General features: G+C 38.9%; 18 protein-coding genes. 2 read left to right on the top strand and 16 right to left on the bottom strand.

Going from position 1 to position 21219, the window contains the following annotated elements; genetic code table 11:
- Nucleotides 1-83: 83 nt before the first annotated feature.
- The 4 genes from JG30_RS04400 to parE are packed head-to-tail and all read right to left on the bottom strand — an operon-like array spanning nt 84 to nt 6531.
- Nucleotides 84-1013 carry a manganese-dependent inorganic pyrophosphatase gene (locus JG30_RS04400; protein ID WP_046316481.1) on the bottom strand — a complete coding sequence of 310 codons (930 nt, stop codon included), beginning with the start codon at nt 1011-1013 and terminating at the stop codon, nt 84-86.
- Between the two features lie 51 nt (nt 1014-1064).
- Nucleotides 1065-2027 carry a LysR family transcriptional regulator gene (locus JG30_RS04405; RefSeq protein WP_046316483.1) on the bottom strand — a complete coding sequence of 321 codons (963 nt, stop codon included), beginning with the start codon at nt 2025-2027 and terminating at the stop codon, nt 1065-1067.
- A gap of 17 nt (nt 2028-2044) precedes the next feature.
- Nucleotides 2045-4525: a DNA topoisomerase IV subunit A gene (gene parC, locus JG30_RS04410; protein ID WP_179854040.1), complete on the bottom strand. Its 2481-nt coding sequence runs from the start codon at nt 4523-4525 to the stop codon at nt 2045-2047.
- An 11-nt stretch (nt 4526-4536) separates the two neighbouring features.
- Nucleotides 4537-6531 carry a DNA topoisomerase IV subunit B gene (gene parE, locus JG30_RS04415; RefSeq protein ID WP_046316485.1) on the bottom strand — a complete coding sequence of 665 codons (1995 nt, stop codon included), beginning with the start codon at nt 6529-6531 and terminating at the stop codon, nt 4537-4539.
- A gap of 101 nt (nt 6532-6632) precedes the next feature.
- On the opposite strand from parE, the gene plsY reads away from it, so the two are divergent.
- Nucleotides 6633-7268 (top strand): glycerol-3-phosphate 1-O-acyltransferase PlsY, encoded by a 636-nt coding sequence (plsY, locus tag JG30_RS04420; protein ID WP_245626293.1) that lies wholly within the window; start codon nt 6633-6635, stop codon nt 7266-7268.
- Nucleotides 7269-7395: 127 nt separating this feature from the next.
- On the opposite strand, the gene JG30_RS04425 is transcribed toward plsY, so the two are convergent.
- The 12 genes from JG30_RS04425 to JG30_RS04480 form a co-directional block, all read right to left on the bottom strand.
- A complete protein-coding gene (locus tag JG30_RS04425) occupies nt 7396-8085 on the bottom strand; it encodes a methionine ABC transporter permease (RefSeq protein WP_046316488.1) in 690 nt (229 codons plus the stop codon).
- Between the two features lies 1 nt (nt 8086).
- The gene (locus tag JG30_RS04430) at nt 8087-9154 is read right to left on the bottom strand and encodes a methionine ABC transporter ATP-binding protein (RefSeq protein WP_046316490.1); all 1068 of its coding nucleotides are present in this window, start codon (nt 9152-9154) and stop codon (nt 8087-8089) included.
- A 180-nt stretch (nt 9155-9334) separates the two neighbouring features.
- Nucleotides 9335-10165, bottom strand: a complete 831-nt coding sequence (locus JG30_RS04435; RefSeq protein ID WP_046316493.1) for a MetQ/NlpA family ABC transporter substrate-binding protein — start codon at nt 10163-10165, stop codon at nt 9335-9337.
- 394 nt (nt 10166-10559) lie between these two features.
- Nucleotides 10560-11414, bottom strand: a complete 855-nt coding sequence (locus tag JG30_RS04440; protein WP_218837828.1) for an aldose epimerase family protein — start codon at nt 11412-11414, stop codon at nt 10560-10562.
- Nucleotides 11415-11426: 12 nt separating this feature from the next.
- Entirely contained in the window at nt 11427-12824 is a 1398-nt protein-coding gene (hslU, locus tag JG30_RS04445; protein ID WP_046316497.1) for an ATP-dependent protease ATPase subunit HslU, read from the bottom strand.
- The gene (gene hslV / locus JG30_RS04450; protein ID WP_046316499.1) at nt 12824-13360 is read right to left on the bottom strand and encodes an ATP-dependent protease subunit HslV; all 537 of its coding nucleotides are present in this window, start codon (nt 13358-13360) and stop codon (nt 12824-12826) included. Before hslV ends, hslU begins: the two co-directional genes overlap by 1 nt.
- 18 nt (nt 13361-13378) lie before the next feature.
- On the bottom strand, nt 13379-14284 hold the full coding sequence (gene xerC, locus JG30_RS04455; protein ID WP_046316502.1) for a tyrosine recombinase XerC: 906 nt from the start codon (nt 14282-14284) through the stop codon (nt 13379-13381).
- Between the two features lie 63 nt (nt 14285-14347).
- Complete coding sequence (gene topA, locus JG30_RS04460; RefSeq protein ID WP_143443887.1) at nt 14348-16459, bottom strand: type I DNA topoisomerase; 2112 nt, start codon at nt 16457-16459, stop codon at nt 14348-14350.
- 60 nt (nt 16460-16519) lie between these two features.
- Nucleotides 16520-17368, bottom strand: a complete 849-nt coding sequence (gene dprA, locus JG30_RS04465) for a DNA-processing protein DprA (RefSeq protein ID WP_046316505.1) — start codon at nt 17366-17368, stop codon at nt 16520-16522.
- Between the two features lie 34 nt (nt 17369-17402).
- Nucleotides 17403-18176, bottom strand: a complete 774-nt coding sequence (locus tag JG30_RS04470) for a ribonuclease HII (RefSeq protein ID WP_046316507.1) — start codon at nt 18174-18176, stop codon at nt 17403-17405.
- Nucleotides 18169-19017 (bottom strand): ribosome biogenesis GTPase YlqF, encoded by an 849-nt coding sequence (ylqF, locus tag JG30_RS04475; protein ID WP_046316509.1) that lies wholly within the window; start codon nt 19015-19017, stop codon nt 18169-18171. The genes JG30_RS04470 and ylqF overlap by 8 nt, the downstream gene beginning before the upstream one ends.
- Nucleotides 19018-19686: 669 nt before the next feature.
- Nucleotides 19687-20436: a sulfite exporter TauE/SafE family protein gene (locus tag JG30_RS04480; protein ID WP_046316510.1), complete on the bottom strand. Its 750-nt coding sequence runs from the start codon at nt 20434-20436 to the stop codon at nt 19687-19689.
- Between the two features lie 106 nt (nt 20437-20542).
- Here JG30_RS04480 and JG30_RS04485 point away from each other — a divergent pair, with 106 nt between their 5' ends.
- Nucleotides 20543-21103, top strand: a complete 561-nt coding sequence (locus tag JG30_RS04485) for a TetR/AcrR family transcriptional regulator (protein ID WP_046316512.1) — start codon at nt 20543-20545, stop codon at nt 21101-21103.
- The last annotated feature ends 116 nt before the right edge of the window (nt 21104-21219 follow it).

Genomic DNA, 21219 nt, shown 5'->3' on the forward strand with positions numbered 1-21219 from the left:
ACATCTAATGCATATTTTAGATGATTAAAACTAGTTTTGTAAAGAGGTTTTTTGCAGTCTAGTAAAATATTGCATTATTAAGATTAAAACTGATTTTGTAAAGGAGGAACGATTTGTTTTTTCCGAGAAACTACCCCTGGTAAAGCCATTTGGTCTTGTTCAAATTTTTTACCGAAGGCTCCTTCTACTTTGGATAATAATTCGGCTGTTCCGTGAGCCAACAAGGTTGTGTCACTATCTAAAACATTCGTAATAGCCAAAACAAACAAATCGTAGTTATTAGATTGACAACTATTTGCCATTGCCTCTTGAAATTCTGCTTGCCGCTGTAGAGCTGCCGGCAAGTCCACGACATTAATTTGGGCAATGCGAATGGTCTTACCACCCATTTCAAAGCTTTTGGCATCTAAATCAACCAAATCTGCGGCAGATTTTTGAGAAATATCCGCACCGGCTTTTAACATTTGTAAACCATAATCTTGATAATCTAAGTGGGCAATTTGCGCGCACTTTTCCACTACTTGGCGATCATCATCAGTGGTCGTAGGTGATTTTAAAAGCAAAGTATCGGAAATGATCGCGGATAACATTAAACCTGCGATAGTAGGGGTAACTTCAACTCCGGCTTCCTGATATAGTTTCCAAATAATTGTACTGGTACAACCCACCGGTTCTGCACGATAATAAAGTGGTGCCGCTGTTTCAAAGTTAGCAATACGATGGTGATCGACGACATGAGTTACTTGAACTTGATCAATATCAGCCACGCTTTGTTGAGCTTCATTATGATCCACCAGCATTACCGCGCTTACGTCATCATGAGCCTGTTGAATTACTCGGGGTGCCGGTTGTTGAAAATGATCTAACACAAACTTGGTTTCTTCATTGGGTTCCCCCAAAGCGACCGCCTCAGTGTCCATACCTAGCTGATTTTGCAAGTGCGAATATTCTATCGCTGAATCAATTGCATCTGTATCAGGATTTTGGTGTCCAAAAACTAATTCTTTAACCAAAATGATAGCCTCCTCTAATCTTAGTTTAAACTAAGTATAATACAATACGGCTTAGAACGATACTGCATCTTGTAAGCGATCGGTATAACTTTTCAAATCTAAATAATGGTCCCACTCTTGAAAGAAAGTTGAAATCCGTGGAATATGATCTTTTTCTTTACGGTAAACAAAAGATAGATCAAACGAAAGGTCAGGTGAAAAATGCGCTTGCTGTGAATGGACAATGGGTTGATTGGCCATAATAAAACTTTGTGGTAAGGCTGTATAAAGTTGCTGGGCTTGTGCAAATTTTAAAATAAGATAAGGTGACGCAAACCGCCCCATATATTCTGGAAAATCAATTAAATTGTTTTTAAATTGTTCCCGTAAAAATTCCGTTAAATAGTAATTATCGGGATAAATGACCCATGGCCTTTCTGTAGCTTCTTTTAAAGTAACAGTTGTTTGTTCAGCCAATTTCGGGTTGTTATGCAATAAGATCAAATCTTCATTAATAATTCTTTTTGTCCGATAGGGCCGCCAATTGCGGATTGAATCGTCAGGCAAATACATGAGTGCGATATCAATATGATTATTTTCTAATTCATCCCATAACTGTCGGCGATTGAGCAGCACTGTCTCAATAATGATTTCTGGTTGAATATTATGATACTGGATAATGAAATCTTCCAATACTGAATTTTCAATAGATGACAGAATCCCCAAACGAATGGTTCCGGTCGTGGAGGAAGTAGATTGTTGAATATTATCAATCGTATCGATCATGGATGCATAAATTTCATTAACTGATTTTAAAAGAATGTTCCCAGCATCTGTCAAATGAATTTGTTTACCCACCGAATAAAACAACGGGGTCCCTAAATTGCGTTCAATTTTTTTAATTTGTTGTGTTAAAGCCGGTTGTGTGATGCCTAGCATCCGAGCCGTTTTAGTATAATTTAAATTTTCTGCTAATTTGGCAAAATAACTTAAAGCTTTAGACGAAATTACTTTTGGTACTTTACTATTATTCATGGATGAATCCTCCATTATTATTGATCAATTTTGGTTGCTTCAGGTTCCAAATTTTGTTTTAAGGCATAGATAATTGCTCCCTCTTGCTCAATATTAATGACAAATGAGCCATTGGAGTAACGATCCACCGCTGAAAAATCTGTCATTTTTAATTCAAACAATTTATGCTTATCAGTAGCAACTTCTAATATATCATCATTGGTTAGTAAAAAGGAATATTTAATCCGATGTGGTTTCTGTTTTAGTTCATGAAGCGTCAACATGCCACGACGAGCTCTAGTCGCTATTGGCAATTCAGTTAATTTCATTTTTTTAAAAGCCCCCCGCTGTGTCAAAATTCCGATAAATTTCGTAGTTGCAGCAGTGGAATTAGTTTGCAAACACCAAGCCGCAATCTGATCTTGCTCCTTTAAAGCCATAAACTTCACACCACCGGCTTTAATTCCTAAAACAGGAACTTCCGTTAATGCAAATCTTAAACCGTAAGCTTTTTGCGTAAAACCCAAAACTTCGGCTTGATTTAAGTCTGAAGCTGCTACATATTCTACACCTAAAATAGTACTATTATCCTGATGTCGCTTAATGATGGAAGTGGCTTTAGAATGGTAAGTTCTTTTTGGAAGTAAAGCTGAAAAGGCTACTTGTTTAATGTAATTATCACTAGTAGCTACCACAAAATTACCATTTTGTTGTAGATTTGGGAAAATATATGCACCAATAATCTTTTCATCACGTGCGAGGTTTAACATTTGAGACAAATGAGCTCCAGTATCTTTCCATCGACAATCCTCTAATTCATACACAGGGCGATAAATTAAATTGCCATAATTTGTAAAAACGTACAAATGTTCACGAGTAGAAGCAACTTGATCTAATACAGGATAATCAGCAGCTCGTAAACCATTTTCAGTTGCCGCAGATGCCTGATAGGAACGTAAACTACTCCGTTTTAAATATCCTTGATGACTGACCAAGACCCGGACTGTTTCTGCACTAACCAAGACACGTTGATCCACTTTTAATTCCTGAATATCAGTCTCAATTTTGGTTAAACGGGGATGTGCAAATTCTTTTTGCACAGCTTGCAGTTCTTGTTTAATAACTTGTAATAAAGTTTTTGGATCAGCGATAATTTTTCGATCTTGCGCAATCGTTTCTTGGAGTTGAGCTTGTTCTGACTGCAATTGCGTAATATCGGTGTTCGTCAACCGATATAATTGTAAAGCCACAATTGCTTCGGCTTGACTTTGACTAAAGTCATAAGTTTGGACTAAATTCTTTTGCGCATCGCTACGATTTTGGCTGGATCGAATGGTTGCGATTATCTGATCTAAAATCGATAAAGCTTTAATTAAACCTTCAACAATGTGCAGCCGTTGTTCAGCTTTTTGTAAATTAAACTGGGTTCTTCGTAAAACTACATCTTGTTGATGAGCTAAATAGGCTTTTAAAATCGCTAATAAACCTAACTGTTGCGGACGTTTATTAGCGATAGCGACCATATTAAAATTGTAATTGACTTGTAAATCAGTATTTTTAAATAAATAGTTTAATATTGCTTGAGCATCAACATCTCGTTTTAATTCCACCACAATGGATAATCCGTGGCGGTCACTTTCATCACGCACTTCAGCAATGCCGTCAATTTTCTTTAAGATTCTAATTTCATCAATTTTTTTAACTAACTGTGCTTTATTAACTTCATAGGGAATCTCAGTAATAATAATTTGACTGCGATGACCCCGTAATTGGGCAATTTTAGTTTGCGACCGTAAAATGACTTTTCCCCGTCCAGTTTGATACGCTTTTTTGATTCCGGCCACTCCTTGGAGAATTCCTCCTGTGGGGAAATCTGGCCCTTTGACGTATTGCATGGCTTGATCTAAAGTCAATTCTGGGTTATCGATTAAAGCAATTGTAGCCTCAATGACTTCGCCTAAATTGTGGGGCGGAATTTCTGTAGCATAACCGGCAGAAATCCCCGTAGCGCCATTAACTAGTAAATTAGGAAAACGGGCAGGTAAAACGACGGGTTCTTGTTGGGTGTCATCAAAATTTAAAACCATGTCGACTACATTTTTATCAATGTCTCGTAACATCTCTTGTGCAATTTTACTCAAACGTGCCTCAGTATAACGCATGGCTGCGGGCGGATCACCATCCATTGAGCCATTATTTCCATGCATTTCAATCAACGGCTCGCGCAATTTCCACGCTTGGCTTAAACGCACTAGGGCCTCATAAATGGAGGTATCCCCATGCGGGTGAAAATTACCCATCACATTGCCCACGGATTTGGCTGACTTTTTAAATGCTTTGTCATACGTATTATGATCTAAGGCCATTGCATACAAAATCCGGCGTTGCACTGGCTTTAAACCATCTCGGACATCAGGTAGGGCTCGTTCTTGAATAATATATTTTGAGTAACGACCAAACCGATCGCCCATGATACTTTCCAAAGATAATTCTTGGATTCTAGATTTTTCTGCCAAAATTTTCCCTCGCTTTATTGTTGCTTCAATTGTTTCTTTAAATCATTCGTGGCTAGCGTTTGATCCAGATCATCTTCTAATAGACTGCCTTCGGCTTCTAAATTAAATTCGACATTCTGTTCAATCCATTGCCGCCGTGGGGCCACTTTATCACCCATCAAAGTAGTTACCCGACGCTCGGCTAAAGCGGCATCATCAATTCTAACCCGTACTAGAGTTCGAGATCGTGGATTCATGGTGGTTTCCCACAACTGATCGGCATTCATTTCTCCTAATCCTTTAAAGCGCTGTAAGGAATAACCACTACCCAAATCTTGAATATCGGTTTTTAATTCCTTTTCGGTCCATGCATATTCAATGCGTGTTTTTTGCTTTTGCGTTTTTTGTAATTTATATAACGGCGGTAAAGCCAGATACACATGTCCCGCCTGTACCAAAGGCCGCATATAACGATAAAAGAAAGTTAACAGTAAAATTTGAATATGTGCACCATCAGTATCCGCATCCGTCATAATAATAATCTTGTCGTAATTACTATCAGCCAAATTAAATTCTGGCCCTACTCCAGCGCCAATTGTATAAATCATCGTATTAATTTCTTCATTTTGGAATATTTCTTCTAGTTTGGCTTTTTGAGTGTTTAAGACCTTTCCCCGTAAAGGTAAAATGGCTTGAAACTTACGATCCCGGCCTTGTTTAGCCGAACCGCCGGCCGAATCACCTTCAACTAAAAATAATTCATTTTTTTTCGGATTTCTGGATTGTGCCGGGGTTAATTTGCCGGATAATAAGCCCTGATCTTTTTTCTTGCGTTGTCCACGGCTGTTTTCCCGGGCCTTGCGGGCTGCTTCCCGAGCTTCTCGGGCCTTTAATGCTTTTTTGACCAAAGTTTGTCCAAAATCACCATTCTCCAGTAAATAAAAGCTCATTTTTTCATAGAGAATATTATCAACTACCGCTCGTGCTTCGGGAGTTCCCAGTTTGCCTTTGGTTTGTCCTTCAAATTGCAGAATTTTCTCGGGAATGCGCACCGATAAGACTGCGCTGAGGCCTTCGCGCACATCGCTACCTTCTAAATTTTTCTCCTGATTTTTTAGCAAGCCGATTTTATGGGCATAATCATTAAAAGCTTTGGTTAAACCTGCCTTCATGCCGGCTTCATGACTGCCACCATCAACGGTCCGGACATTATTGACAAATGAAATAATATTTTCTGAATAACCGTCATTATACTGTCCGGCAAATTCTACTTCAATTTCCTGAGCGCTACCTGCAAAATAAAAAATGTCTTTAATGGGATCTTTACCTTCATTTAAGTACTTGACGAAAGACTTAATGCCATCCGCATAAAGATATTCTTCCTGGCGAACAGGTTGTACCCGCTGATCGGTTAAAGAAATTTTTACACCTTTTAATAAAAAAGCCGACTCGCGTAATCGCTCAGCCAAGATATCAAAATTAAACTTTGTAGTTTGAAAAACAGCCGGATCCGGTTTAAATGTAATGCGCGTACCACTTTGCAGCTTCACGTGGCCTATTTTCTGGAGCGTACCCACAGGTTGACCACCATTAATAAATTTTTCTTCATATTTAATATGATCCCGGACTACCTCAACTTTTAACCATTCGGATAAGGCATTAACTACAGAGGAGCCCACTCCATGCAAACCACCGGAAGTTTTATAATTATTTTCTGTAAACTTACCACCAGCATGTAAAACCGTCAAAATTACTTCAATAGTCGGCACCCCGGATTCATGCATGCCTACCGGCATGCCGCGACCTTGATCGGCTACCGTGACAGAATCATCAGCATTTAAGATGACCTGGATATCCTTGCCAAAACCAGCCAGCGCTTCGTCCACGGAGTTATCTACAATTTCGTAGACCAGATGGTGCAGTCCCCGGACATCGGTAGAGCCAATATACATACCTGGGCGTTTGCGCACTGCTTCTAAACCATGTAAAATTTGAATTGCAGAATCATCATAACTATTCGTTTTTGCCATTAAAACAAACTCACTTTCAAAAAGAACAGAATCTTTTGTAATTTTGTATTAAAATGTTGGTTGTACTGTATTGGTGCCAACCAAACTTGGAGGTTCAAGTATTGAAAATCGTACTCTGTTTTATTCTAGCATACCTTATTGGTTCCTTTCCGTCCGGCTATTTAATCGGTGAAATCTTCTTTCAACAAGATATTCGTCACTTAGGTAGTGGTAATGTCGGTACTACTAATACCTTTCGCGCTTTTGGCATTTTACCCGGAATCGTCGTTTTAGGCTTAGACATTTTTAAAGGCACTTTGGGAGCCAGTTTACCAGTCTTTTTTCATGTTCCCGGCAAGCAATGGATGATTTTAGTAGGCTTAGCTGCAGTTTTAGGACATTGCTTTTCTATTTTCTTACATTTCAAAGGGGGCAAAGCTGTGGCTACAGCGTCAGGGATTTTACTAGCTTATAATCCCCCTTTATTTGTCTTTGCCTTTTCCATGTTTATTTTAATTATTTTACTAACCAGCACCGTCAGTTTGGCTAGTTTAATTTCTTTACCAGTCTTAACGCTAGCCGTAATCCCAACGCACGATCCGTATTTCTTATTCGCGGCTATTTTAGTGACCATTGTCGTTTATGTGCGCCATCTGCCCAATATTCGCCGATTATGCCATCATAAAGAAAACATCGTTCATTTTGGCTTGGTTTATTATTTACGCAAGAAAAAAGCCCCGCATATTTATAAACATTGAATTCAAAGGTTACGACTTCAATGCATAACAGGACTAATTTTACTAAATTTATTCAACTTTGCAATCATTTATAAACATTGAGCATCAAATACAAAAAGTTGCCGTGGATTAATTCCGGCAACTTTTTTTAATGTTCTAATTTTTTAATAGCCCAATCTCCCAGACCTTGTACGACAAAAACTAAAACTAAAATTAAAATCATGGAAACAAAAGTGACATCGTTTTGAAAACGTTGATAACCCACTGCAATTGCCATGTTACCTAAACCACCACCGCCAACTGCACCGGCCATGGCTGTTAAACCAATTAAACTAATTAAAGTCAAGGTACCCGAGCGGATCAGTTCAGGTAAACCTTCCTTTAAATAGACACGATAAATAATTTTCCAAGGTGATAACCCCATCGCCCGCGCTGCTTCAATCACTCCTGGATCGACTTCCACCAGCGCTAGTTGGACTTGGCGTGCAAAGAATGGAGCGGTGCCGACAATTAAGGGGACTAATGCCCCCGTGGGACCAATGGTTTGTCCTACGATAAATTTAGTAAATGGGCCAATCACCGCTAACAAGATGACAAAAGGAATAGACCGAAATAAATTAACTAATTTATCTAAAACATTGTAAAATTTTGCGTGCGGTAAAATGCCATTGGTATCGGTGATAACTAAAATTATTCCTAAGATCAGTCCTAAAATACCGGCAAAAATGGCACTCACAAAAGTCATATACAAAGTTTCATAAATTGCTTGTACGAACCCATTATCGCCGCTCCAGTTCATTACCACATTGGGAAACCACGTCCGTAAAAATTGACTCAACTTAATCCACCTCAATTTCTGAATATTTAATCTGTTTTACTTCTACTTGTGACTGTTGCAAATATTGCCAGGCAGCATTAATGTTCTCGTTAGTGCCATTAAGAAGTAATAACATGATCCCCACTGTAGTGCCCTGCAATTGTTCAATATTGCTAAATAAGATATTGGCCTCCACCTGAAATTTTTTATAAAGTGCGACAACAATTGGCTCTTGGGCACTATTGCCCAAAAATTTTAATTCAATTAAATTTTGTTTATGTGGCTGGATTAAACCACTTTTTTTAATTTCTTGTAAGGCGGGAGTTAATTGCGTTGAAGAGTCAACAAATTTTTTGGTCAAGGGCTGCTGTGGATGGCCAAAAATATCCAATAGACTTCCTTGTTCAATCAGACGGCCTTGATCCATCACTGCAACATGTTGGCAAATTTGTTTAATAGCATCCATTTCGTGCGTAATAATAACAATCGTAATGTGTAGTTTTCGATTAACATCTGCTAAAAGGTTCAAAATATCTGTCGTCGTTTGCGGATCCAAAGCGCTGGTGGCTTCATCCGAAATTAAAATTTGCGGATCATTAGCTAATGCCCGGGCAATTGCCACTCGCTGCTTTTGACCACCGGATAGTTGTGAGGGATAGCTTTGGGCCATGGAGCTTAAACCTACCAAGTCTAATAATTTATTGACTTTCTCAGTTCGTTGCGCCGCCGACATTTTTAAATCCAGCAAAGGGAATTCCACATTGCCGAAAACCGTGCGCGAATTCATTAAGTTAAAATGCTGGAAGATCATGCCAATATTGCGGCGTGCTGCACGTAAAGCAGCCGGCTTGAAGGTCATCAAATTTTGACCGTTTACCCACACCTCACCTTGATTAGGGCGTTGTAATAAATTAATAACGCGCACCAGCGTACTTTTACCAGCGCCAGAATAACCAATAATTCCGTAAACATCGCCGGCTGTCACCGTCAAAGAAACATCTTGAACCGCATCTACTTGGCGGTCGCTAGTTTGAAAGTGAACTGCCACATTTTTTAATTCGATTATGTTGGTTTGTGTGTTCGTGGTCATAATATCATCCTATTAATTTCTTCAATTTCTTAAATAAAAATTTGCGCTTATCCAAATGTCTGGCATTTAGGTTAATGTTCAAAGCAAATAAAGTATCATCAGTTAATTGTTTGATGACAATCTGGAGGCATCCAGAAGCAGAAAAACAAATCAGATTTTTAGCATTTGATAAGGAAATTTTTACAGTTTAACTTTCCAAGCGCCCACGGCTTGCGGTCCATACAAACGATGAATGACTTTTAAAACATCTTCGGACTGATAGGCTTTGACAATTTTCTTGTAGGTTGGATTATTCCGATCTTTTTTATTAGCCGCAATAATATTCACCCATGGCTTGGATTTATGGTTAACTTTTTCCACGTAAATACTGTCTTTAGCCTTCAATTTAGCGGCTTGCGCAACATTACCATTAATTACGGCGATGTCCACATCATTGAGCGAATGGGCTGTTTGAGCCGCATCTAGTACTTGAAACTTCAAATTATGAGGATTGTTGATGACATTTTTAGTGGAAGGTAAATTGTTTTTGGCAGGCGACAATTTAATCAATCCGGCTTGCTCCAATAATTCCAATGCCCGCGCTTCGTTGGACGCATCATTTGGTAACGATACTTTGGCCCCGTTGGGTACGGCTTTTAAATTGGTAACTTTGTGAGAATAAACCGCCATGGGCTGAATCATGGTATTACCGATGGCGACTAAATTAGTATGATGGGCTTTATTCCATGAAGATAAAAAGAACCGATGCTGAAAAGCGTTAATACCTAATTCATTTTGTACCAAGGCCGTATTCGGCTGGTTATAATCGGAGAACTCCACAATCTTAATATTAATGTGATCTTTCTTAACTTTTTTCTTAATCAACTTCCAAATCGGAGTGTCCGCTGAATTAATCCCGACTTTGACTGTTTTTTCTTGAGTCTGTTGTCCACAGCTACTTAATCCGCCTATCGTCACCAAACTAATTAACGCAATTAGAAATACTTTCAGAATTGACTTTCTTTTTTTCATTTAGTGCTCACCTCATTATGCAATTTAATTAAAACCCTACAACAAAAAACCGCTTCTTGCTCATCAACATTGATGAAGCTAGAAGCGGCTCTCAACCGTGGTACCATTCTAATTCAGGATTAATTTACACTAATCCCCTCGCCAACGTACAAAAAAACTATACGCGTGTACGTTAATGAGTACCAACCATTACTACCTTATTTATTCATCTTTTTTGAATAAACTCAGCGTACCAATCACAGGTCATTTTCACTTGTTTGATTAACCTAATCGCAACAACCTAGGCTTTCTGTATAATCTGCTTCAAGTTACTTCCCCTGATCAATTTGTTTTCGTGTTTTAATTACTAGTTGTATAGTAGCGCCTATGAATGAGAATGTCAACATTTTCTTAATTATTTTTCATAAAAGTGTATTTGCCAAGTAGCATTAAAATGCTGCTGCGGCTGTAAACAATTGAAGCCAAATTTCTGCTCCCACTGCAAAGCCGCTTTATTAGTCTCGGTCATTCCCCACCACGGTTCAAAATTAATCACATGGTCTGGCTGTGGATAACGCGTACCAATCTGCCAATAAGGAGCATTAGAAATCAGTGCTTCTTGAACTTGCTGCTTTTGACATAATTGCCAAGTAGTTAACCCCAGTGCTCGATAAAGACTGATATTTTTAATATCCTTCAACTTCCAGGTTGTGGAAGATACATTACGGGGCTGACTCAAATCACAGAATCCTCGACCATTAAGACGAAGTTGTTGAAGCGGTTGGGCGGACTGCCAATCTAAAAAATTACTCTCATGTTGGTAGTCACAGACTAATCCCACTTGTGCTCCTATAGCGAAGAATAGTGGCATTTGATCTTGATTTAATACCGTATAATCGACTCTGACAGCATGTTGAACTAACGTATAAACTACCCGCAAACAAAAATGAAAGGGAAACATTTTTAACGTAGCGGCTGTGGCCTGTAATTCTAAGCAAGTCTGCTGCGGTGTTTGATATAAAATCGTAAATTGCTGATCACAAGCAAACCCCAGCGGGGGCATAGAGTAAGTCTGATTATTAAATTGATAGCAATTGTTTTTTATTTGACCCACAATTGGAAATAAAAGCGAAGCCCGCCTGGTCTGCGACGCTGGCAAATTAATCCCCAGACGTTCTTGGCTTTTTTGATCGCGTACGCTAACAAGCGCTGCGCCATGGTCAGCAATGGCAACTGTTAAATACTCATTATTTAAAATAATTTTAGTCATAGAAATCATATTTTAAAGAATATATTTAGCTAAATCACTGTCCGTTGTAATCGAGGCTAATTTTTGATGAACGTATTCTTGGGTGATTGTAATTTCACCCATCTGCATATCCGGGGCTTCATACATGATGTCTTCCAACACTTTTTCCAAAACCGTAGCCAAACGTCGTGCCCCAATATTTTGAGAATCACGATTAACTTGAAATGCAGTATGGGCAATTGCTTCAATAGATTCTTTAGTAAACGTTAATTTAATACCATCGCTACCGATCAAAGCTATATATTGTTTAACCAAAGCGTTACTTGGGGCCGTTAAAATATGAATAAAGTCTGCTTCGGTTAAATCATTTAATTCTACACGAATTGGAAAGCGTCCTTGTAATTCGGCAATTAAATCACTGGGACTCGTTTCGGCAAAGGCTCCGGAACCAATAAATAAGATATGATCGGTCTTCACATTGCCATATTTCGTGCTGACATTGGATCCTTCCACGATGGGTAAAATATCCCGTTGCACGCCTTCACGCGACACTTCACCTGAAGTTTTTTTATTGCCGGCTGTAATTTTATCAATTTCATCAATAAAAATAATGCCATCGTTTTCCGCACGCTGAATAGCTGCTTGATAAATTGCATCGTGATCAACTAATTTACTCGATTCTTGTTCAATGAGCACTTCGCGCGCTTCACTGACAGGCATAGTTCGTTTGACTTTCTTTTTAGGAATTAAGGAGCCCATAGCACTATTGAGATCAATCCCCATTTGCCCCATTAAGTCATTCATCGGGTTGATTTTATTAGTGTCTTCAACTTCAATCGTGACGTCTTGATCTTCCAATAATCCGCGATCCAATTGTTCTTTTACACTTAAGCGTTGATCACGTACATCGTCGGTAACTTCTTCATTATCCTGCACAGGTGCCTCGCCACGATACATGGAATTCAACGCCGACATCATTTCTTGAAAATTATTAACTTGCGGCTGCTGTTTAACTCCGGGGACTAATAATTTCACTAGCTTTTTATTGGCTGCGGTAGTAGCTTGTGCTCGCACATCGCGATATTGAATATCTTCTTCCATCTTAACCGCGACATTGACCAAATCACGCACCATGGACTCCACATCGCGGCCCACATAACCTACTTCCGTAAATTTTGTCGCTTCAACTTTTACAAAGGGGGCTTGAACTACTTTGGCCAACCGCCGGGCAATTTCTGTCTTACCAACACCAGTGGGACCAATCATCAGTAAATTTTTGGGAGTGATTTCTTGTTGCATCGTATCGGATAATTGTGAACGGCGATAACGATTATAAAGTGCAATAGCAACAGCTCGTTTAGCCTCATCTTGTCCCACAATATATTTATTTAATTCACTCACTATTTGCTTGGGTGTCATTGGTTCGGCCATTATTGAACCTCCTTGAGTTGATCCACCAAAATATCCTTGTTCGTAAAAATATCAATATCAGAAGCAATATTAATAGCTTCCTGAGCAATTTGAGTAGCTGTAAGACCTGAGTTATGACGAATCATGGCAATGGCGGCTGCTTGCGCAAAATTGCCTCCTGAACCAATTGCAATTACATCTTCATCAGGTTCAATGACCTCGCCGTTACCCGAGATTAATAACAAATCTTCCTGATTAAAGGCAATCATCATGGCTTCTAATTTTTGTAGTGTGGGATCTTTCCGCCAATCTTGAGCTAAAGCTACTGCAGCTCTTTTTAAATTACCCGCATAACTTTGTAATTTTTTTTCTAACCAATCTTCCAGCGTAATCGCATCTGCAACGCCTCCAGCAAAGCCAATAACTACTTGGTCATCAAAAATCCGCCGTACTTTGTGGGCGGATGCCTTCATAATGGTTTTTTCCCCAGCCGTTACTTGACCATCACCGGCAATTGCAATTTCCTGGTTATAACGTACTGCACAAATTGTCGTCATCTAGTTTAAACCTCTCTTTTATTTAGCCCGCGGAAAATATTTGCGGTAATCCTGTTGTAAATGCTCCATAGTTAAATGCGTATAAATCTGGGTGGTAGATAAATTAGCATGCCCTAATAATTCTTGCACGGTTCGCAAATCAGCCCCATTAGTTAACATTTGCGTGGCAAAACTATGACGCAACATGTGGGGGTGAATTTTACCATTTAAATGCGACCGTTCCAAAATTTTGTTTAAAAGATACTCAATTCCCCGACTAGTTAAGCGGTGCCCACGACTATTAACTAATAAATAGTCATGAGGAAGAACATTACCGAGCAGTTGCGGCCGCCCACTTTGCAAGTACTGTTTAAATGTTTTACGCAAATGCTGTCCTAAAGGCACATAGCGATCTTTTTTACCTTTTCCGTGAATTAAAATCACTCCTAAACTCCAATCAATTTGCGCAATTTTTAAATCACTAGCTTCACTAACGCGAATACCCGTATCATAGAGTAATTCCAGTAAGGCTTGATCTCTTTGTTGTAATGGACTATTGCCGGCTGTCGCAGGAAATAATTGATCAATTTCTTTTTGATATAAAAATTCTGGTAAAATACGTTGATGATTCTGGAGTTGAATTAACTCTAAAGGATCCTGCTGAATTACTTGATTGCGCTTCAAATACTTGAAAAAACTGCGTAAACTCGACACTTTGCGTGCTACCGTTTTTTCGGCATAATCTTTTTGAGCTAGCGTATCCAAATAATTTTCAATTACCCGCTGATCAACGTCAGTCCAGCTGTAATTCGCTGGCAACTGTGTGGCGAGAAATTTTTGAAATTCGCGCAGATCGGTATGATAGGCTTTTTGCGTATAAAGACTGTAATGGCGCTCAACGCGTAAATATTGTAAAAAATCAAGCACAGCTTGTTGACCATCCACATGAGCACCTCGCAATCACTTCTTTACAATAACATACAGCAATAGGCTGCTACTTTGCAAAAATTATTTTTGTACCGCTTCCTCATAGTCTCCGTTAGGACATACTACTTGACGGCCACCTTTAACTTTTTTCTCTACTAAATAGTGTTGATCTTTGGGACAATTTCTACCTACCGGCTTATTCCAGTCCACAAATTCACATTCCGGATACCGCGAACAGCCATAAAATAATCGATTTTTCTTAGACTTACGTTCAACTACCTGCCCTTTTTGACACCGAGGACAAATCACGCCAATTTCTTTAGTGATCGCTTGCGTATGGCGACAATCAGGAAAACGGCTACAAGCATAAAACTTGCCGTAGCGTCCCAATTTGATAACCATCGGTGCGCCACAGACTTCACAATCCATACCGGCCGGCTCGTCTTTAATTTGTAACTTTTCAATTTTTTGATCCGCCGCTACCAATTCTTTAGAAAATGGTTGATAATATTTATCAACCACTGTCGTCCATTGTTCTTTACCCGCTTCTATTTCATCTAATTCTGTTTCTAATTGCGCTGTAAAATCTATATTCACAATATCGGGAAAATATTTTTCAATTAGATTATCTACAATTTCCCCGAGCTCTGTCGGTTCAAAACTCCGGCCATTTAATTTGACATAATAGCGGCGTTGAATGGTCTCAATAGTTGGGGAATAGGTGGAGGGCCGGCCAACACCATTTTCTTCCAAAGCTTTGACTAACGTAGCTTCCGTGTAGCGAGCAGGTGGTTGGGTAAAATGTTGTTCCGGATCAGTATCTAACAAATGGACCGCTTGCCCTTCTTTTAAATCCGGTAAGATATTATCCGGAGTTTTCTGATCATCTTGATATAATTTTAAGAAACCATCAAATTTAATTTTGGAACCGCTGGCTCGAAATTGTACCTCTTGTTGTTCCAATTGCACACTCATTGTATCCAGGATTGCCGGGGCCATTTCGCTCGCTAAAAAGCGGGCCCAAATCAAATTATACAAACGATATTGATCCCGCGATAACACAGACTTTAATGATTCCGGTGTTCTTTGTACAGAAGTTGGTCGAATGGCTTCATGAGCATCTTGAGCGCCTTCCGGATTTTTAGTAGCATGAACTTTTCTCACGGTATATTGCGAACCAAATTCAGTTTGTAAAAAGTCCGTGGCTTCATGTTGCGCAACTTGAGAAATCCGTGTAGAGTCTGTGCGCATGTAAGTAATTAACCCTACACTGCCTTGTTTAGCTCCTAAATTAATACCTTCATACAATTGCTGTGCTAACATCATCGTTTTGCGAGTTTTAAAATTCAACTTACGATTGGCTTCCTGTTGTAAGGAACTCGTAGTAAAAGGTGCTGCGGGATAGCGTTTGCGTTCTTTACGTGTTACTTTCGTAATAGTGAACGGCTCTTGACGTTGTATTTTCTGTAAAATAGCTTGCACAGCTGATTGGGAATTTAATTTTTGTTTTTTACCTTTAGAACCGTAAAAATTGGCTGCAAATTTTTGTTTCTTGTTCGCAGATTCTTGAAAATGGGCAGCAATCGTCCAGTATTCTTCCGGTTTAAAGTTCTTAATCGCTTTTTCGCGCGCAATTACCAGTTTTAAGGCAATCGATTGCACACGACCTGCACTTAATCCTTTTTTAACTTTTTGCCATAAAATTGGACTTAAAGAATATCCGACTAATCGATCTAAAATCCGCCGGGCCTGCTGCGCATTCACGAGGTTCATGTTCACTGTGCGGGGACTTTTGAAAGAATTTTTAACCGCATCTTTCGTAATTTCATTAAAAACCACACGATTTTTATCGGTCAAACTCAAATCTAATAAATGTGCGACATGCCAAGCAATAGCCTCACCTTCACGATCCGGATCGGCAGCTAAATAAATCTGCTTGGCTTTCTTGGCTTCTTTTTTCAGGGTTTTAATGGTGTCCCCTTTGCCTCGAATCGAAATATAAGTGGGCTCATAATTATTTTCAATATCTACACCCATGCGACTTTTGGGTAAATCACGAATATGGCCTTTGCTAGCAAGCACTTTGTAGCTGCGACCTAAATATTTTTCAATCGTTTTCGCTTTTGCCGGTGATTCCACAATCACCAAATTTTTTTTGGCGGGTTTGCGCTTCTTTGTTTTTGAGCCTGTCAAACAAAAGCTCCTTTCCTTTATCAAGTCGCTTCACATGATATGCTAGTAATTTCCCGTTTGTCAAATCTTTTTATTATTTTTTAATTCTAAAACTAAATCATGGGCATTTAAGTAAGGTTGCGCTCCTGCAGCAATTAATTGATTACAACCAACCGATAATGGATCATTAATCGGTCCGGGAGCCGCCCAAACATTACGATTTTCTTGTAAGGCTAATTCTGCAGTAATTAAAGATCCACTTTTTTGCCGGGCTTGGGTGATAACTAACGTGTCACATAATCCTGCAATGATCCGATTTCGTTGTGGAAATTGAAAACGTCGGGGAGGAGTATTTACCGGATATTCACTGATGACCAATCCCAGCCTTTGGATGGTTTGCTGTAATATTCGATTGTCGGTTGGATAAGCATAATCCAAAGAATTTCCCAGCACTGCCACCGTCATTCCTTGATTGAATAAAGTCTCCCGGTGACAGCAGGCATCAGCGCCTTGAGCCAATCCGCTAACCGTCGTAATAGTCTGTTTGACTAAGGTTGGTACTAAACTTTGAACAATTTGATCACTATAGTGCGAGCAACGTCGGGCTCCTACGATGGCGACCATGGGAGTTTTTAATAATTCGATTTGTCCTTGATAATATAAAATCGCCGGCGGATTATAAATTTGACGTAACTTTTCAGGATAGAGCGGCTCAGTTAACGTCACATATTTCATGGAAGTTTCCATAGGTTGGTTCAAACGTTGCCAAAATATCGTTCGCCGATTTTCATGTAAATGTTCGGCCACCCATTCAAAAATTTGCGTGTGGTTGCGCGGTTCTTTGAAAAAGTGCCGACAAGTTTGCAAAATTAATCGATTGCTCACAACACGTGTTTGAGATAGTTGAAAAATTAATTGCCGTATTTGCATTAAAAATCACCTGCTTTTTTTATAATTACGCAGGCTATTGATAATAATCTTTAATAGGCGCAAAACTTTTTCGATGTAACGGACAAGGGCCAAATTCTTTTAAGGCCGTCAGATGCTGGGCGGTGCCATAACCAAAATTTTGATCAAATCGATATTGAGGATAAATTTGAGCATAGGTGCTCATGAGCGCATCACGATACACTTTTGCAACAATACTGGCGGCTCCAATCGAAACACTGCGGGCGTCACCTTTAATTAACTTAGTTTGCGGAATGTCAAGAGGAATAATCATAGCATCCACCAGCAAATGTTGTGGCGACATCCATAAATGCTTGACAGCTTGAGCCATTGTTAATTCAGTAGCATGATAAATGTTTTCCTGATCGATTAATTGAACTGATCCCACAGCTACACTAACGGCTATTGCCTGATGCACAATGTTTTGGTACAAACGACGCCGCTGGGTTGCACTAAGTACTTTCGAATCGTTAATGCCCAAAATAACCTGTTGCGGTTTTAAAATGACTGCCGCCGTTACCACTGGACCGGCTAGGGGTCCCCGCCCCACTTCATCAATGCCGGCTACTAATTTTTGCTGCTGCCAAAAAGATTCTTCAAATTGGCAACGTCGTTGAAAGTCTTGTTGCAATTGCTGCTGGCGACGTAATCGTTTTTGATGTTGTTGGACCAAATAACGGACTCCCTTGCGAGAATCAGTTTGTAATATATGCCAGTCAGCGGCTTGTAATTGCTGCTGTTGAATAGCGGCTTTAATTTGTGGGATACTTTGATGTTTCCATTCAATCATTGGCAGTTACCCGATCTAAAGTAAAGCGTCCCCAAGAACCTTGGCGAACGGCCTGAACAATTTGACGAGCTTGTTGATCGATATCTCCAGCAGCCTCATTAGTCGCAGTTATTTTTTCAAACATCAAATTTAAATTGGGATTTAACTCCGTTGCCGATAAATGATATCGTGCCTCTAAAATCTGTGGGTAATATTGAACCCAAAAGCCCCAGGCAAAATTAGCCAAGTCCAGACTGCTTAACAGACTATCTTTAATTGCTCCAGATAAGGCCAGTTTTATGGCTACTTCTTGATCATCAATTTTCGGCCATAAAACGCCGGGAGTATCTAAAACGTCTAAATAATGGGATGTATGAATCCAATTTTGATTTTTAGTAACTCCGGGACGATTACCGGTTACTGCAATCTTTTTACCTGCTAATTTATTTAAAATAGTGGACTTACCAACATTAGGAATCCCCAAGCACATTGCGCGGATCGTATAATTTTTAACTCCACTAGCTTGGTACTTAGTAATTTTAGTTGCTAATCGCTCTTGAATAGCAGTCAGAATCATCGGCAAATGGGCTTGATGCTGTGCATCTATCACGACTATTGGTTGTTGGCGGCGATGATAATAAGCTTGCCATTGTTGGGTGATTTTCGGATCTGCTAAGTCACTCTTGTTCAAAATAATTATTTTAGGCTTATTGCCAATAATTTGATCTAATAAAGGATTGCGTGATGATTGCGGTAAACGGGCATCACGAATCTCCAAAACAATATCTACTAATTTTAAACGCGCTTGAATTTGATTTTTAGCCTTGTTCATGTGGCCGGGATACCATTGAATGACTGTCATATTATGTCCTTTCTCAAAGTCCAGTTTGAAGCCGCTTTAAAAACATTTTTTAAAGCTCTTCAAGTTATTTGCTTATACTCAACTATTGGATTGCAAAAATGTTGCTGGTCTAATCTGTTTTTCCAAGAATTCACTTTCACCAATTAGCGAGGTCGAGATTCAATTAAAATAACTCTTACATATTATATAATTCATGCAATAAAAACCATTTAATCCAAGTATAAAGTTTTTTACTTAGTTCAGTAATTTTCTGAAAAATTGGCAACTGCGCCCTTTAATCTTTTCATTAATTGGGTACAGCTTCATGCTGATTCCATCATCGGGCATGCTAAATTAAATTATATATGATGAGCTGTCATTTTCATAAAGGAAAATAACAAGGAAAATATCTTGGCTCTTCAAAATTAATTTTTTGACAAAAGTTTATTCACCGCTTCTCAGCGATTTTAAAAAAATTTTTTGCCTATTTCAGAGCATCAAACTCTAAAAAAAAACAAAACACTAAATAACAGTCAAAACTTTTCACTGTTAATATAGTGTTTTCCCTTTTTCTGACATAAATAATCTTTATAACATTCAAAGAGTTATTATCTACAAATTAGATCGTTAGGCCGTTTATCAACGTATATTTCCTTTAACTAATAATTCTTTGTCATTCCGCAAAGTTCATTAAAGCAGCGACTTAGCACCCAACACAATGAGTAAAATTGCTATTGTCGGTTTCATATACTGAGTAATTTTGGTTTTAGCCAAAATCTGCGCTAGTTTGGGAGCAATAAAAGCTCCGGCAATAGCTCCTGCCATTAAAGGTAAAGCAGCCACCCAGTCTACTCGTCCACTAGCAATATGGAATAAAGCACCGGTTATCGTCATAAAAACTAAAACATAAATGGAAGTGGCGGTAGCTTGGAAGTCCTGTAAGCCTAATAAAAATAATCCGGCAATAATTACCGCTCCTCCACTCATGCCGGCCACGCCGACCATTAAACCAGCTAACAGGCCATATAATGCAGCCTCCAAATGAGCCGAGCGCATTTTTTTAACAGTGGAAGCTGATTTAACTTGTTTTTGTAATAACATATGGATTCCTAATAGCACCAAAATAATGCCAATCAACAGTTGATATATTTTCGCTGGAATATATTTGGAAACTAAAGAACCAATCACGACCACCGGAATTGCTGTCAATAACATCTGGTTACCAATTTTAGTATTAATTTGACCTTGACGATAGTAGTTAAAAGCGCCCACAATTAATGATGGTAAAGCAGTTACTAGCGAAGTTGAAGAAGCCACGGCTGCATTTAAGCCAAACACACTGGTCAAAATTGCAAGATAAATAGCTGCTCCACCGCCACCAAAAAGGATTACCAATGTTCCTATTAATAATCCAATTACTGTTAACCAAAAAATAGTCATTGCTTCACCTTCAATGCTTTTAGATATAGCCGTTGGTTATGTTATAGTTACAATTTGTAATTATAAATTACAAGATGTAAAAGTCAAGTTACTCAAGGAGTTTAACATGCCACGTCAAATTTTATCAAAAGACGGTATTATTAAAACTAGTATTCAATTATTAGAAGCTGGTCAAGAGATAAGTTTTTCTAATATAGCCCAGGCATTAGGCACACGTTCACAAGCTTTGTATAGTTATTTTCCTAATCAAATAGCATTAAGCTATGGCATCATTGCTTGGTTAATTAAGAACCTATGCCTGCATTTACAACAAAAACTTTTCGGTCAAACCGGGATTAACGGCATTGTCGCTTTTGCAACAGAAGTCCGCACTTTAGCTTTGGAACACTTTGAGCTGACACGTTTAATTTTAAAAATGCCGCGCACCCAACAATTTCCAGAGGTAACCGCGGCCTATGATCAATTACGGCTATTATTTAATCAACTATTAGCCACTGAATTCACTACACCCAATCAGCAACTATTGGCAAGCCGTTGGATCCGAGATTTGACAATTGGAGATATCGTTAACGTCGGTACAGGATGGTTTGCTGATAAATCTTTTTCAGCGGATCAAAGTTTTCAAAAACTGCTCCAACAAAGTTTATACGATCTTGCTAACACCTAAAACAGAGTAGTTAGTTTCAATACTGAGTTATTATTTATGTTCATTCAAGCAACTACTATGCTTGCTAAGGCATTACAATTAAAATTGTGTCCGCGATTGGATTACTGTGCAATAAA

The sequence above is a fragment of the Bombilactobacillus mellifer genome, from assembly GCF_000970795.1.
Taxonomy (GTDB): Bacteria; Bacillota; Bacilli; order Lactobacillales; family Lactobacillaceae; genus Bombilactobacillus; species Bombilactobacillus mellifer.

Coding starts and splice junctions, on each gene's coding strand:
- JG30_RS04470 (WP_046316507.1), bottom strand. CDS start 18,176: ATGATTGAATGGAAACATCAAAGTATCCCACAAATTAAAGCCGCTATT.
- JG30_RS04440 (WP_218837828.1), bottom strand. CDS start 11,414: ATGACTAAAATTATTTTAAATAATGAGTATTTAACAGTTGCCATTGCT.
- dprA (WP_046316505.1), bottom strand. CDS start 17,368: ATGCAAATACGGCAATTAATTTTTCAACTATCTCAAACACGTGTTGTG.
- JG30_RS04480 (WP_046316510.1), bottom strand. CDS start 20,436: ATGACTATTTTTTGGTTAACAGTAATTGGATTATTAATAGGAACATTG.
- parE (WP_046316485.1), bottom strand. CDS start 6,531: ATGGCAAAAACGAATAGTTATGATGATTCTGCAATTCAAATTTTACAT.
- ylqF (WP_046316509.1), bottom strand. CDS start 19,017: ATGACAGTCATTCAATGGTATCCCGGCCACATGAACAAGGCTAAAAAT.
- JG30_RS04430 (WP_046316490.1), bottom strand. CDS start 9,154: ATGACCACGAACACACAAACCAACATAATCGAATTAAAAAATGTGGCA.
- JG30_RS04485 (WP_046316512.1), top strand. CDS start 20,543: ATGCCACGTCAAATTTTATCAAAAGACGGTATTATTAAAACTAGTATT.
- hslV (WP_046316499.1), bottom strand. CDS start 13,360: ATGACGACAATTTGTGCAGTACGTTATAACCAGGAAATTGCAATTGCC.
- JG30_RS04405 (WP_046316483.1), bottom strand. CDS start 2,027: ATGAATAATAGTAAAGTACCAAAAGTAATTTCGTCTAAAGCTTTAAGT.
- hslU (WP_046316497.1), bottom strand. CDS start 12,824: ATGGCCGAACCAATGACACCCAAGCAAATAGTGAGTGAATTAAATAAA.
- JG30_RS04435 (WP_046316493.1), bottom strand. CDS start 10,165: ATGAAAAAAAGAAAGTCAATTCTGAAAGTATTTCTAATTGCGTTAATT.